The sequence below is a fragment of the Streptomyces sp. NPDC048277 genome (genome assembly GCF_040652235.1).
In the GTDB taxonomy this organism is placed as follows: Bacteria; Actinomycetota; Actinomycetes; order Streptomycetales; family Streptomycetaceae; genus Streptomyces.
In genome coordinates this window covers 68250-82766 of sequence record NZ_JBEZLQ010000030.1, presented here as the reverse complement: position 1 = coordinate 82766, position 14517 = coordinate 68250, and the positions used below count along the sequence as shown (strand labels likewise).

Annotated in this window: 12 protein-coding genes; 10 read left to right on the top strand and 2 right to left on the bottom strand. The window is 71.7% G+C overall.

All coding sequences use genetic code 11. From position 1 onward, the window contains the following. The first annotated feature begins 94 nt into the window (after positions 1-94). From AB0D85_RS43235 to AB0D85_RS43210, 6 genes are read left to right on the top strand one after another with little or no spacing between them, the layout of a single operon-like run. Entirely contained in the window at positions 95-1525 is a 1431-nt protein-coding gene (locus AB0D85_RS43235) for an ATP-binding protein (RefSeq protein ID WP_362333707.1), read from the top strand. Further along, a complete protein-coding gene (locus AB0D85_RS43230) occupies positions 1522-1944 on the top strand; it encodes a roadblock/LC7 domain-containing protein (RefSeq protein ID WP_362333703.1) in 423 nt (140 codons plus the stop codon). Before AB0D85_RS43235 ends, AB0D85_RS43230 begins: the two co-directional genes overlap by 4 nt. Then, on the top strand, positions 1941-2303 hold the full coding sequence (locus AB0D85_RS43225) for a DUF742 domain-containing protein (RefSeq protein WP_362333700.1): 363 nt from the start codon (positions 1941-1943) through the stop codon (positions 2301-2303). Before AB0D85_RS43230 ends, AB0D85_RS43225 begins: the two co-directional genes overlap by 4 nt. After that, positions 2275-2898 carry an ATP/GTP-binding protein gene (locus AB0D85_RS43220; RefSeq protein ID WP_362333697.1) on the top strand — a complete coding sequence of 208 codons (624 nt, stop codon included), beginning with the start codon at positions 2275-2277 and terminating at the stop codon, positions 2896-2898. Before AB0D85_RS43225 ends, AB0D85_RS43220 begins: the two co-directional genes overlap by 29 nt. After that, positions 2895-4121, top strand: coding sequence for a cytochrome P450 (locus AB0D85_RS43215; protein ID WP_362333694.1), 1227 nt, complete (start codon positions 2895-2897; stop codon positions 4119-4121). The genes AB0D85_RS43220 and AB0D85_RS43215 overlap by 4 nt, the downstream gene beginning before the upstream one ends. Then, complete coding sequence (locus tag AB0D85_RS43210; protein WP_362333691.1) at positions 4118-5350, top strand: cytochrome P450; 1233 nt, start codon at positions 4118-4120, stop codon at positions 5348-5350. The genes AB0D85_RS43215 and AB0D85_RS43210 overlap by 4 nt, the downstream gene beginning before the upstream one ends. 158 nt (positions 5351-5508) lie before the next feature. Here AB0D85_RS43210 and AB0D85_RS43205 read toward each other — a convergent pair whose 3' ends face one another. Then, the gene (locus AB0D85_RS43205; RefSeq protein ID WP_362333688.1) at positions 5509-7038 is read right to left on the bottom strand and encodes a helix-turn-helix domain-containing protein; all 1530 of its coding nucleotides are present in this window, start codon (positions 7036-7038) and stop codon (positions 5509-5511) included. Positions 7039-7401: 363 nt separating this feature from the next. Here AB0D85_RS43205 and AB0D85_RS43200 point away from each other — a divergent pair, with 363 nt between their 5' ends. From AB0D85_RS43200 to AB0D85_RS43185, 4 genes are all read left to right on the top strand, one after another. Next, a complete protein-coding gene (locus AB0D85_RS43200) occupies positions 7402-9024 on the top strand; it encodes an alpha/beta hydrolase (protein WP_362333684.1) in 1623 nt (540 codons plus the stop codon). A 98-nt stretch (positions 9025-9122) separates the two neighbouring features. Next, positions 9123-9743, top strand: coding sequence for an L-threonylcarbamoyladenylate synthase (locus tag AB0D85_RS43195; RefSeq protein WP_362333682.1), 621 nt, complete (start codon positions 9123-9125; stop codon positions 9741-9743). Positions 9744-9859: 116 nt separating this feature from the next. Beyond that, on the top strand, positions 9860-10615 hold the full coding sequence (locus AB0D85_RS43190; protein ID WP_362333679.1) for a dienelactone hydrolase family protein: 756 nt from the start codon (positions 9860-9862) through the stop codon (positions 10613-10615). Positions 10616-10833: 218 nt separating this feature from the next. After that, the gene (locus AB0D85_RS43185) at positions 10834-11985 is read left to right on the top strand and encodes a glycoside hydrolase family 64 protein (protein ID WP_362333865.1); all 1152 of its coding nucleotides are present in this window, start codon (positions 10834-10836) and stop codon (positions 11983-11985) included. Between the two features lie 56 nt (positions 11986-12041). On the opposite strand, the gene AB0D85_RS43180 is transcribed toward AB0D85_RS43185, so the two are convergent. Beyond that, positions 12042-14441 carry a M4 family metallopeptidase gene (locus tag AB0D85_RS43180; protein WP_362333676.1) on the bottom strand — a complete coding sequence of 800 codons (2400 nt, stop codon included), beginning with the start codon at positions 14439-14441 and terminating at the stop codon, positions 12042-12044. Positions 14442-14517: the final 76 nt, after the last annotated feature.

Sequence of the window (14517 nt, the reverse complement as noted above, 5' to 3'; positions counted from 1 at the left end):
CAATGACGGTGTGTACTGTGCTGCGAGCGCCACACGGGAGGGCCCCGGGCTCCCCCTGCCCTCCGCTGCCCTACTCCCCCTGGAAACCGATTCCATGATCGAATTGCCGGAACTGGTGGCCGGTGGTCTCGCCGCCGGAACGCTCTCCGCTCTCGCCCTCGGCGGCAGCCTGCTGCGGTCCCGGCGCCAGAAGGCGGCACTGCAGACCGAGGTGACGGAGCTGCGCGCCCAACTGGAGGGCGCCGAAGGCGCGTTCGTCTCCGAGATCGAGCATCTCGCCGCCCGCCGGATGCCCGCCGCCGCGGCACAGCTCACGCATCCGCACCTCAAGGTGCCGGGCCCGGTACGGCAGAACACGCCCGGGACCCCCACCGGGATCGCGCTGGAGTACGTGCTGACCGCGCTGCGCGAGGAGCTGGCGGCACAGCGCGTGCGGATCGACGCGGCCGCGCAGGCCGGGCTCCGGGGTGCCACCCGGGAGATCCAGGCCGCCCTCTACCGGCTGCAGGACGCCTTGCGGGGACTCGAACAGCGCTACGACGACCCCGAGTTGGCGCAGACCCTGTTCGCCCTGGACCACGAGAACGAGCAGTCGCTGCGGCGGGCGCAGGTCGCCGCGGTCGTGTGCGGGGCCTGGGTGGGGCTGGCCCGCGAGGAGTCCCACGTGGTGGACGCGGTGACCGGGGGCCAGGCCCGGCTCGCGGGCTACCACCGGGTCCGGGTCCACAACCATCTGGAGCCGGGCACCGCGCTGGTGTCCCACGCGGTCGAACCGGTCGCCATCATCGTCGCCGAACTCCTCGACAACGCGCTGCGCCACTCGGCGCCGGACACCGACGTCATCGTCAACCTGGAGCACGTCCACCACGGGGTGTGCGTCACCGTCGACGACGCGGGCCTCGGCATGACGCAGGACGAACGGGCCCGCGCCCAGCGGCTGGTGGCGGGCAGCGACCCGATCCTGCTCACCGACCTCGGCGACCCGCCGCGCATGGGCCTGGCCGCGATCGGCCAGCTCACCCGGCAGTTCGACCTGAGCGTCGACGTCTCCTCGCCCTCGCCGTACGGCGGGGTGCGCGCGGTGCTGCGGGTGGACAGCCATCTGCTCGGCCGGATCGACCCGGAGGAACGGCCGCCCTCGGCCAGCGCACCGCGCTCGACCAGGGAGCGCGCGGCGCGCAAGGCACCGCCCCGCGAGCCGGCCCTGCCCCAGCCGCCGACGGCGACGGCGACCGAGCCTTCGGCACCGGTGCCCGCCCCGTCCGGCCCGGGGTCCGAGCACGAGCGCGCCGCCGCCCCCGGACACCCCGAGCAGGGTGACCTGGCCGCTCTGCCGCAGCGGCGCCGCCGTACCCGTACCGACGCCTCCGCCGCGCCGCAGCCGCACACGGCCGCGCGCCGTCCCGAGGAGGCGGCCGCCGCGCTGGCGGCCCTGCAGTACGGGACCGCGGCGGCGCGGACCCCCAAGCGGGCGAGCACGCCCGATTCCCACCTGACCGACGACGAAGGAGGAGCGGCCAGATGACCAGCCGCGATGCGGGCGAGACGGCATGGGTGCTGGATCCGATCCTGCAGGTACCGCATGTACTGGCCGCCGTCCTGCTCACCCGGGACGGCCTCGCGACCGGCTACACGGACGCCCTGTCCCAGGCGTCCGCCGAGCGGGTGGCCGCGATCACCAGTACCGTGCAGGGCGCCTGCCGGGCCGCGGCCGCCGCGTTCGCGGACCGGGACCGGGCCGAGGTACGGCAGGTGGTCATCGAGTCGGACCTCGGGTACGTGCTGATCGTGCCGACCGACCACGGCACCTGTGTGGCGGCCTACGGCGACCCGGAGGTGCGGCTCGACCTGCTGGCGCACCGGGTGCACTCGCAGGTGGCCCGGCTGGGTGAGAAGGCGATGGCGGCCGCGCCCAGAGGCTCCGACGGCGGCGCGCCGGCATGACCGGCCGCCGTGGCGGCCGTCCCCTGGTCCCCGCGTATCTGTCGACCGGCGGGGTGGCCCGGCCCAGCCGTCCGCATCTGGAACGGCTGACGGTGCTCACCCGCGACGGGACTCCGCTGCCCGCCGGTCTGCCCGCCGCCGAACTGGCCCTGCTGGAGCTGCTGTCCGGCGGTGCGCTCACGGTGGTGGAGGCGGCGGCGCTGCTGCGGCTGCCGGTCTCCGCCGTCCGGGTACTGGCCGCCGACCTCGTCGACCGGGGCCTGATCCAGGCCCGCGCGCCGATCCCGCCCGCCGAACGGTTCGACCCCGACCTGCTGAAGAGAGTGGCCGATGGCCTCCGCGCCCTCAAGCACCAGTGAGCTGCCCCGCGCGGGTGGCCCCCATCTCCCCGAATCCGCCCGCGACCTGGTGAAGATCCTGGTCACGGGACCGTTCGGGGTGGGCAAGACGACCCTGATCGACTCGGTGTCGGAGATCCGCCCGCTGCACACCGAGGAGCACCTCACCGAGGCCTCGGTCCATGTCGACGACCTCGACGGGGTGCGGGAGAAGGAGACGACGACCGTCGCGATCGACTTCGGGCGGATCAGCCTGTCCGGCGGGATCGTGCTGTACATGTTCGGCACTCCGGGACAGCAGCGGTTCCGGACCCTGTGGGACGACATCTCCTACGGGGCGCTCGGCGCCCTGGTCCTGGTCGACAGCCGGCGGATCGACGCCTCGTTCGACGTGCTCGGACTGGTGGAGGAGGCGGGACTGCCGTACGCCGTCGCCTTCAACGCGTTCCCCGACGCGCCGGCCCACTACACGGGCGAACAGCTGCGTGCCGCCCTGGACCTGGAGCCGGGCACCCCGATGGTGACCTGTGACGCGCGTGACCCGCACTCCTCGGTCGACGCGCTGCTCGCCCTCGTACAGCATCTGATCGACGACCGGCCGGCGGAGGCCCGATGACCGCGCAGCAGTCCTTCACCGTCTCCGGTCCGGTGCGCCTGTGGGAGGACGGCTTCGCCCGCAACCCGCACGGCTACTACGCGGCCCTGCGCGCCCAGGGCCCGGTCGGCTGGGCCGAGCTCGCACCGGGCACGCCCGCGTACGTCGTCACCGAACGGCGCGCCGCCCTGGACGTGCTGCGGGACGTCGAGACCTTCTCGCACGACCCACGGGAGTGGGAGGCCACGGTCCCCGAGGACTCCCCGCTGCTCGGCATGATGCGCTGGCGGCCCAACGCCCTGTTCTCCGACGCCGGCGCCCACCTGCGCTACCGCACCACCCTCATCGACGTGTTCGACCTGATCGAACCGCACGACCTGCGCTCGCTGGTGCACCGGGCCGTACGGCTGCTCGTGGACCGGTTCGCACCCCGGGGCGAGGCGGATCTCGTCACCGACTTCACCCGCCCGCTGATGGCGCTGGTGTTCAACAACCTGTTCGGGCTGCCGGACAGTCAGGGCGACCGGCTCAACGAGGGCCTGTTCAAGATGATGGAGGGCGGCGCGCAGGCCGCCGAGGGCGAGGCGGAATTCGCCGACTACGTGCTGCGGCTGATCGCCGCCAAGGTCGAGGAGCGCGGCGAGGACCTGCCGAGCATGCTCCTGGACCATCCCGCCCAGCTGACCCCGGAGGAGGTCACCTGGCAGGTCTTCCTCACCCTCGGCGCGGGCTACGAGCCGACCACCAACCTGCTGTCCAACGCGCTCTCCCGGATCCTCGGCAACCCGCTCTACTACTCCACGCTGACCAGCGGCGCCCGGCCGGTCATGGACGCGGTGGTCGAGGTGCTGCACCACGAGACCCCGCTGTCCAACTACGGCATCTACTACGCCCGCCGGCCCGTCTCCTTCCACGGGGCCTGGGTCCGGCCGGCGATCCCGGTGGTCGTCTCCTTCGGTGCCGTGGGGCTGTTCGCCGAACGGGAGGTCACCAGCGGCCGGCGGGCCGGGGACGCCTCGCACCTGTCGTGGGGGGCGGGCCCGCACGCCTGTCCGGTCCGGCACCACGCGCTGCTCATCGCCACCGAGGCGATCGAACGGCTCACCCTGTGGCTGCCCGACCTCGACCCCGTCCTGCCCCGTGAACGGCTCAGCTGGCGGCCCGGCCCGTTCCACCGCTCGCTGACGTCCCTGCCCGTCCGGTTCAGCCCCCGCTCCCCCGACCAGCCTGGAGAGTCGCCGTGACCGTCACCGACCGCATCGCTCTCGACCCGTTCGGCTCCGACATCCCGGCGGAGAGCGCACGGTTACGCGCCCTCGGCCCCGTCGTGCCCGTCGAACTGCCCGGCGGCATACCCGCCTGGGCGCCGACCGGCTACGACGTCCTCAAGGAGCTCATCCTCGATCCTCAAGTGAGCAAGGACCCGCGCAAACACTGGCGGTTGTGGCCGGAGATCGGCGAACACCCCTCCTGGGGCTGGGTGCTGGGCTGGATCGGCGTGGTGAACATGCTCTCCGCCTACGGCCCCGACCACACCCGGCTGCGCAAGCTGGTGGCGCCGAGCTTCACCCACCGCCGTACCGAGGCGATGCTGCCGCGGGTCACGGCGATCGCCGGGGAACTGCTCGACGCCATGGCGGCCGCGGGTGCCGACGGCTCGGCGGTGGATCTGCGGGCCGGGCTGGCCCAGCCGCTGCCCATGCGGATGATCTGCGAACTGTTCGGTGTGCCCGACGAGATGCGGGCGGACACCGGTGAGCTGATCGCGGCCATCATGGACACCTCCGACCTGACCCCGGAGCACGCCGCGTTCGTGCAGGAGCGGATCGGCACGGTCCTCGGCGGGCTCATCGCCCACAAGGTGGAGCACCCCGGGGACGACATGACCACGGAGCTGATCCGGGTCCGCGACGAGGACGGCGACCGGCTCAGCGACGAAGAGCTGCTCTACACGCTGCTGTTGGTGATCGGCGCCGGTTTCGAGACCACCGTCAACCTGATCGGCAACGCGGCGGTGGCCCTGCTGACGCATCCGGTGCAGCTGGCGGCGGTGCGCTCCGGGACGATCGGCTGGGACGCGGTGATCGACGAGACGCTGCGGGTGCATCCGTCGATCGCCTCGCTGCCGCTGCGGTTCGCGGTGAGCGACCTGAAGGTCGGGGACGTCACCGTTCCGGCCGGGGACGCGATCATCACCACGTTCGCGGCGGCCGGCGTGGATCCGGAGCGCTACGGGCCGGACGCGGGCGTGTTCGACGCGGCGCGCGGGGCCGACGACCATCTCGCGTTCGGGATCGGGGTGCACCGCTGCATCGGCGCGCCGCTGGCCCGGGCGGAGGCACTGGCCGCGCTGCCCGCGCTGTTCGAACGCTTCCCGGGGCTGCGGCTCGCGGTCGGCGAGGACGAACTGCGGCAGGTGCCGTCGTTCATCGCCTTCGGCTGGCAGGAGATCCCGGTCCTGCTGGGGACCTGAGCCGGACGGGGACCCGAGACGGGTGCGGGCCTGAGACGGCTCGGGTGCGGGGGCTGCGACCGGTCCCCCGTTCCGGTCGTGCCCCCGCGAAACGCGAACTTACGTCCGGATCCCGCCGTTGGGTATCGCGCCGATGCCCGTTCGGACGTGCGGAGGACTCACCCGTGCACAGGTGAGTCCGGTTGGCCCGGATTCGCCTGCCGGAGGGCGGGCGCGGCGAGCTCCCCGAGCACGAGGTGGGCCAGCACGACCTCGTACAGGTCGGTGCCGGCGGCCAGCAGCTGACGCTCCAGGACCGGCTCGGCGCCCCGGACGTGTTCACGGACGGTCTGGGCGTGCACCCCCAGGTCCTGGGCCGCGCGTTCGGCGTTGCCGCCGGCGGCGATCCAGGCGCGCAGGGTACCGCGCAGGTCCCGGCCGTCACGGGTCAGGCGCTCCAGGAGGTCGTGCGCCCAGGCCCGCAGCCCGGGCCCGGCCAGCAGCTCGCCCAGGGGGACGGCGCAGGGCTGCGGTGCCGTGGCGGCGAGGTCCTCCGTCTGCGCCGCCTGGGTGTTGAGGGCCAGATGGGCGGTGGCGCGCACGGTGAGGTCGGAGAAGTCGGCGCCCAGCAGCGCCTCGACGCGGTCCATGCGGGCGCGGACGGTGTTGCGGCTGACGCCGAGGACCTTGGCCGCGCTGACGGCGGTGAACTCCAGGCCGAGCCGGGTGGTGGCCAGGAGTTCCGCGCGGGTGTGGTGGGGCAGGGTGTCGAGCGGCCGCAGCACGGCGGCGGACCAGGCGTGCAGCGCGAGGGGGTCCATCAGCCGTTCCGGATGGGTGCGTTCGGCGTACACGGCGGCCTGGTCGGGGCGGAAGCGGGCGACGGCGAGGGCGCTGACCGCCTGGCCGTAGGCGGTGGCGGTACGGGCGAGGCTCTGCCGGACGCTGCCGCCGAGGAAGGTGCCGGGGCGGCCGTCGACGAGCGAGCGCAGCCACTGGCCCGCCTTGGGCGCGGGGCTGAGGACGATGACATGGCCGTCCATCGCGGGGCAGCGCACGACCAGGGCCTGACCGCGGGTGATGTCGAGGCAGTCCTCGGCGAGGCCGTCGCGTTCCGCCGGGTGCCCCTCGACGATGTACACACTGGCGCTGTCGGTGTCGAGGAGGCCGGGCCACAGACCGGCGGCGACCCGGCGGGCGGAGACGGTGTCCTCCACCATCAGCAGTTGCAGAATGGCGAGGCGGAGATCGGCGGCGGCGCGCCGGAGCCGGCGCCCGGCGGCCGTCAACTCACGTTCACGCAGGAGGAGTTCGACGACCCCGGCGGTGTGGGTGACGATGTCGGCGGCGCGCCGGTCGAAGGGGGTCGCACGGGACACGGCGAGCAGTCCGGCGGCCGCCGGGCGCGGGTCGGAGGCGCGGACGGCGACGAGGCGGAGGTGACGGTCGCCGTCCTGGACGGCCGCGGCGGAGATCCGCCCGGCGACCACCCCGGCCACGAGGCCGTCGTCGAGGGGAAGCCGGTCCCCGGCGAGCAGGGCGCCGTCGGCGTCCTGGAGGCAGACGGCCGCCTGCACCGCATGGGCGAGCCAGGCGACGACCCGGCGCGGATCGCGGGCACCGGGGCGCAGATGGTCCAGCAGCTCCGCGGCCCAGGTGTCCTCGTCGGCTGTCGGGTGCCGCGGGCCCTGCCCTGCTCGGCCTGCCATCTCGCCCTGCTCCTCGTCCATCGCGTTGACCTCGGCATACGGACGTTACCCGATGAACCCGGCCCGGTCCCGACCGCCGGGTACGACTCCGTCGGCGGCCCTCGGGGGAGTACGAGGCCCTCCGCGGCGAGGGCCTGTCGAACGCCGAAATCGCCACTGAGCTGGTCATCAGCCACGAGAGCGGGGCTGGCCGGGGGGGCGGAGACCGGGCCTGACGGCCCTGGTTGTCCCCCGAGCGAGCTACCTGATGTGTCCACCGTGCGGTGATGTGCCGCACCGGCGGTCTCGCGTTGACTCGGTAACCGTCAACACAGCGTTCGGACCGAGCGGTCCGGGCCACGGCGAGCAGCGGAGGGCAACGCCATGAAAACGACGCGCAGTTCCGAACGGTCCGGTTTCCCCGGAGGCCGCCGGTTCGCCGCGGCCCTGGTCGTCTCGACGCTGGCCGGAGCCGGACCGACCGCATGTACCGCCGATGTCCAGGACGCAGCGCAGACGGCGGCGGAGACCACGGTGGCCGGGAAGGCCGTGGATCAGGCCGCGATCACCTGGGGCAAGTGCCCCCAGCCGTCCGAGGGAACGAGCCGGAATCCCCGGCTGACCTGCGGGACGTTGAAGGTCCCGCTGAACTACCGGAAGCCGGGCGGCGCGAAGATCGAGGTGGCGGTTTCCCGGCTGTCCACCGCCGAACCCGGCAAGCGGCACGGCGTCCTGCTGCTGAACCCGGGCGGACCGGCCCTGGGCGGCCTCGACATGCCCGCGACCATGGCGCCGACACTGCCGAAATCCGTGCTGGACCGCTACGACCTGATCGGCTTCGACCCGCGTGGCGTCGAGCACAGCACCCCGCAGAGCTGCCGTCTCAAGGACCCCACCGTGACCGGGCTGTTCCCCTATCCGGCGGCGGACGGATCGATCACCAAGAACGTGGCCCGCGCCAAGGCCGACGCCGAGCAGTGCGCCCGCGCGGCGGGCGAGAACCTGCAGTACTACACGACCGCCGACACCGCCCGGGACATGGACCGCATCCGCCGGGCACTCGGCGAGAAGAAGATCTCCTACTGGGGTCAGTCGTACGGCACCTACCTCGGCGCCGTCTACAGGTCCCTGTTCCCGGACCGGACCGATCGGATGATCCTGGAAGGCAACGTGAACCCCACCAAGGTCTGGGCCGACGAGGTGGCGGACACCTGGGGCAAGGGCATGGCCGACCGGTTTCCCGACGCGGCCCGCGTCGCCGCGGCGCAGCACGCCGCCCTCGGTCTGGGCCACACCGTCGAGCAGGTGACCCGGACCTACCTGGCCCTCGCCGACCGGCTCGACCGCAAGCCCGCCCCGGTTCCCGGCACGTCGACGGCGTTGGACGGGCCGACGCTGCGGAACGTCACCTACGCCCTGCTTCTGCACAACGAGACCCTTCCGGTGCTCACCCAGTTCTGGAAAGCCGCTGCCGACCTGGCCGACAGCCGCACCACGGACGCCGACAACACGGTCCTCAAGCAGGTGTTCGCCGACACCCCGTCGTCCCCTGGCGTCCCCACGGACAACCAGGCCACCATGTTCCTGGCTCTCGTCTGCGGCGACGCCCCATGGCCCCACAACGTCGACGGCTACGCCGCCCGCACCGCCGCCGACCGGAAGGCATGGCCGCTCACCGCGGGAATGCCGGCCGACATCTGGGCGTGCGCCTTCTGGAAGAAGCCGGTGGAGGCGCCCGTCGCCGTGACCGGCACGGGTCCGCGCAACACCCTGATCCTGCAGAACCGCCGGGACAACGCCACACCGTGGGAAGGTGCCGTCGGACTCCACCGGGCCCTCGGCGACAGGTCCGTCCTGGTCGGCGTCGACAACGGCGGGCACTACGCCTACGACGAGGGTTCCGCCTGCGCCGACAAGGCCACCGTCGGCTTCCTGACCACCGGTCACCTGCCGCCCAAGGACGTCTACTGCACCGACGTCAAGCAGAAGCAGTCCCGCGCCCGGTGACTCGTCGCACGCATCGCGATGCGTCGACGGGTGACAGCGGAACCGAGAACCCGCAGGGCGTGCGTGGCGCTCACGTGGGTACGGCATAAGCTCGGCGGATGGCGAAGTACTTCGACGTGCACCCGGACAACCCGCAGCCGCGCAGCATCTCCCAGATCGCCGACTCGGTGCGGTCGGGGTCGCTCATCGCATACCCGACCGACTCCTGCTACGCGCTGGGCTGCCAGCTCGGCAGCCGGGACGGCATCGACCGGATCCGCAGCATCCGGCACCTGGACGACCGGCACCACTTCACGCTGATGTGCCGCGACTTCGCCCAGCTCGGCCAGTTCGTGCGGGTCGACAACGACGTGTTCCGGGCCGTGAAGGCGTCCACCCCCGGCAGCTACACCTTCATCCTCCCGGCGACCCGCGAGGTGCCGCGCAAGCTGCTGCACCCGAAGAAGAAGACCGTCGGCGTCCGCATCCCCGACCATGTGGTCACCCAGGCACTGCTCGCGGAGCTGGGCGAGCCGCTGCTGTCCAGCACCCTGCTGCTGCCGGACGAGGAGGAGCCGCTGACCCAGGGCTGGGAGATCAAGGACCGCCTCGACCACCAGGTGGACGCCGTGGTCGACTCCGGGGAGTGCGGCACCGAGCCGACGACGGTCATCGACTTCTCCGGCGGGGAGGCGGAGATCGTCCGCCGGGGAGCCGGAGACACCACACGCTTCGAGTGACCACTTCCGGCTCCCCTGACCACGGCTCACCCGCCTTCGCGTGCCAGGATGATCGGGACATGCCGCGCCGGGTGTCCCGCACCCCGACGCCGACTCCACAGAGAGGCACTTGCGCCATGACCGCCGTACAGGGAACCGACGTGGACATCACCACCGAGGACGGCGTCGCCGACGCCTACCTGGCCCACCCCGCCGACGGGCTCCCCCACCCCGGGGTGCTCTTCTACCAGGACGCGTACGGAATCCGCCCGCACCTGAAGTCGATGGCGGACCGGCTCGCCGGTGCGGGCTACACGGTCCTGATCCCCAACGTCTTCTACCGCAGCGGCCGTACGCCGGTCGTGGAGCTGCCGGAGTTCATCGACCCGGCCGCGGACCCGACCATCTGGCAGCGGATCATGCCGGTCATGCAGTCGCTGACGCCCGAGCGCGTCGAGCGGGACGCCCGCGCCTACCTGGACTGGCTGGCCGACAGCCCGCTGGTGGCCGACGGACCGGTCGGCATCACCGGTTACTGCATGGGCGCCCGGCTGGCCGTGGGCACCGCCGCCGTCTTCCCGGAGCGGGTCGCCGCGGCAGCCGGCTTCCACGGCGGCAGGCTGGTCACCGACACCCCGGACAGCCCGCACCTGACGGTCGGGCCGATCACCGCGGAGCTGTACTTCGGCTTCGCCGACCAGGACCAGTCGATGACCGCGGAGCAGATCCGCACCTTCGAGGAGGCGCTCGACGCCGCCGGGATCCGCAACACCTGCGAGATCTACCCGGGCGCCGCGCACGGCTACACGCAGGCCGACACCCCGGCGTACTCCGCCGAGGCCGCCGAGCGCCACTGGGCGGCACTGCTCGACCTGCTGAAGCGCGCCTTCTGATCCGCCCGCGTCACTGATTCCCCCAGGGGCCCGTCGACCGACGGGCCCCTATTTCCTTCCGCTTCGTTCCAGCCATTGACATGCACTCGCCCCAACGCCACGCTGAGAGCGCTCTCAGACTGGTCCGGACCAATGTCCGTACCTACCCCGACCCCACACGGAGGTGGAGAGTGCGCACAGGACTCGCACGCCGGACGCTGCCCCTGGCGGCCGCGGCGGTGCTGATCGGCGGGGCGTTCACACTGGGCGCCCCGGCACCGGCCGGCGCGGCCGTACCGGACACGATCCCGTTGACGATCACCAACAACTCCGGCCGCGGCGACCAGGTCTACGTCTACGACCTCGGCACCCAGCTCTCCACGGGACAGCAGGGCTACGCCGACGCGAACGGCACCTTCCACGCCTGGCCGGCCGGTGGCACCCCGCCGACCCCGGCGCCGGACGCCTCGATCGCGGGCCCGGCGGCGGGCCGGTCGGTGACGATCCGGATCCCGAAGTTCTCCGGCCGGATCTACTTCTCCTACGGCCGGAAGCTCGACTTCAGGCTGACCACCGGCGGTCTGGTGCAGCCCGCCGTGCAGAACCCGAGCGACCCCAACCGCGACATCCTCTTCAACTGGTCCGAGTACACGATGAACGACTCGGGCCTGTGGATCAACAGCACCCAGGTGGACATGTTCTCGGCGCCGTACGCGGTCGGGGTGCAGCGCTCCGACGGCAGCACGGCGAGCACCGGGCATCTCAAGTCCGGTGGCTACAACGGCTTCTTCACCGCCCTGCGCGGTCAGTCCGGCGGCTGGGCGAACCTCGTCCAGACCCGGTCCGACGGCACCGTGCTGCGCGCGCTGTCCCCGCTGTACGGCGTGGAGACCGGGGCGCTCCCGTCGACCGTGATGGACGACTACGTCAACCGGGTCTGGTCGAAGTACTCGACGTCGACCCTGACCGTCACCCCGTTCGCCGACCAGCCGGGCACCAAGTACTACGGCCGGGTCTCCGGCAACGTCATGAACTTCACCAACGCGTCCGGGGCGGTGGTGACGAGCTTCCAGAAGCCGGACGCGAACAGCGTCTTCGGCTGCCACAACCTGCTCGACGCGCCCAACGACCAGGTACGCGGCCCGATCTCCCGCACACTCTGCGCGGGCTTCAACCGGTCCACTCTGTTGACCGGTTCGGCCCAGCCGGACACCGACCCGGCCGACTTCTACCAGGACGCGGTCACCAACCAGTACGCGCGCACCATCCACGCGCAGATGGCCGACGGCAAGGCGTACGCCTTCGCCTTCGACGACGTCGGCAACCAGGAGTCGCTGGTCAACGACGGCAATCCGCAGCAGGCGTACCTCACGCTGGACCCGCTGAGCTGACGCGGCCGAGCGGCCCGCGACCGGATTCCGGTCGCGGGCCGCTCAACTGCCGTATGTCAGCCGGTCGTCACGGCGGTGTCGTCGACGACGAAGCTGGTCTGGAGCGAGGAGTCCTCGACACCGCTGAACTTCAGGGTGACGGTCGAGCCCGCGTACGACCCGAGGCTGAAGGACTTCTGGACGTACCCGGAGGCCGCGTTGAGGTTCGAGTACGTGGCCAGGGTGGTCGAACCGGCGGTCACCGTCAGCTTGTCGTACTGGGTGCTGGTGGTGGTCTCGGCGGTGTCGATGTGCAGGTAGAACGTGAACGTGGTGTTGGTGCAGCCGCTCGGGATCGTCACCGACTGGGACAGCGTGTCGGTGTGGGACGACCCGTAGCCGTCGAGCCAGGCGTAGTACGAACCGCCGTGCGACGACTGGCTGCTGGAGTTGGTGATCACTCCGCTGGTCGCCGTCCAGGTGGTGTTGCCGGACTCGAAGCCGTTGTTGCCCAGCAGTTGCGAGGAGGTGCAGGAGCCGCTGCCGGACGAGCTGACGGTCCAGGTGAAGGAGGCCGTGCCGGTGGCGCCGGTGGAGTCGGTCACCGTGACGGTCGTGCTGTAGGTGCCCGCCGTGGTGGGCGTACCGGAGATGGCGCCGGTCGAGCTGCTGATCGACAGGCCGGTCGGCAGGCCGGTCGCCGCGTAGGTCAGCGAGCCGCTGTTGGTGCTGCTCGCCGAGATCTGCAGGCTCACCGCGGTGCCCACGGTCGAGGACTGGCTGCCCGGGTTGGTCACCGTGACGCCCGAGGTGGGCACGGTGATGTGGCTGCCCACGTTGATGCCGGCGAACGCGTTGCCCACCCCGGCGTACTGGGTGGAACTGGTGCCGTACAGGGCGGCGGCCGCGTTCAGGGCGGCGGTGCGGGCACCGGCGTACGTGGTGCTGGACGTCATGTACGACGTCAGCGCCTTGTACCAGATCTGCAGGGCCGCGTCCCGGCCGATGCCGGCGACCGCGACACCGTCGGAGGTGGTGCTGGTGTAGGTGACGCCGTTGATGGTCTTGGTGCCGCTGCCCTCGGAGAGCAGGTAGAACATGTGGTTCGCCGGGCCCGAGGAGTAGTGCACGTCGAGGTTGCCGACCCCGGAGTACCAGCTGTCGGCCGACGAGCCGTCCTTGCTCGGCTTGTCCATGTACCGCAGCGGCGTGCCGTCGCCGTTGATGTCGATCTTCTCGCCGATGAGGTAGTCGCCGACGTCGGTGGAGTTGTTGGCGTAGAACTCCACGCCGGTGCCGAAGATATCGGAGGTCGCCTCGTTCAACCCGCCGGATTCACCGGTGTAGTTGAGTCCGGCGGTGTTGGACGTGACACCGTGGCTCATCTCGTGGCCGGCCACGTCCAGCGAGGTCAGCGCGTGCGTGCCGCCCGAGCCGTCGCCGTAGGTCATGCAGAAGCAGCTGTCGTCCCAGAAGGCGTTGACGTAGCTGCTGCTGTAGTGGACCCGGGAGTAGGCGGCGACGCCGTCGTTCTTGATGCCGCTGCGGCCGAAGGTGTTCTTGTAGAAGTCCCAGGTCTCCTGGGCTCCGTAGGCCGCGTCGGCGCCGGCGGTCTGGGTGTTGGAGCCGGATCCGGTGCCCCAGACGTCGTCGGAGTCGGTCATGAGGGTGCCGGTGCCCGACGTGGCGTTGTTGAGGTTGTACGTCTTGTGGCCGCCGCGCGTGGTGTCGTACAGCTGGTACGTCGAACCGGAGAGCGTGGTCGACAGGGACACCGTGCCGCTGTACTGGGTGTTGCCGGTACCGGACTTGACCGCCTGGTAGCGGTACAGCTCCTTGCCGGTGGTGGCGTCCGTTATGACGTGCAGCTGACTGGGCGTGCCGTCGTCCTGGAAGCCGCCGATCACGGTCTCCCAGGCGAGCTTCGGGGTGCCGGTGCCGGCCCAGATCACCTTGCGGGCGCTGTCCGTGGTGGCCTTCGTGGCGTCGAGGGCCCTGGCGGTCTTCAGTGCCTTGGTCGCGGCGGCCGACTTGGTGACGGTCGGGCTGACGGAGGCGACCTTGATGGTGTGCTTGTTGTTGAAGGTGGAGCTCACGGTGCCGGCCGCGAGGGAGGCGGGCGGGGTGTGCACGACCAGGTCGCCGCCGAGCACGGGGAGGCCGGCGTAAGTGCGCTCGTAACGGGTGTGCAGGGTGCCGTCGTTGTCCTTGACGACGTCCTTGACGACCAGTTTCTCCTGGGCGCCGAGGCCGAGGGTGCGGGCGGTCGCCGTGGTCTTCTGCCGGGCGCTCTTCATCAGCGCGGTGTGCTGGGCGGGGGAGAGTTTCGCCTCCAGGCCACCGGTGCGCACGGGGCTGGGGTGGGGGGAGGCTGGCTTGGCGTTCGCCGGGACCGACTGGATGCCGACGGCGAGGAAGGCCGCGGTGGAGACCAGGGCGGCTCCTACCGTGGCGCGTCTGTGGGGAAGACGTCTCACTCGTACTCCTCCTGCTGCGGCCGCCGGGTCGCGGCCGGTGACAGACCGGGCAGACGGGTGTGCTGTCCGGGACGAG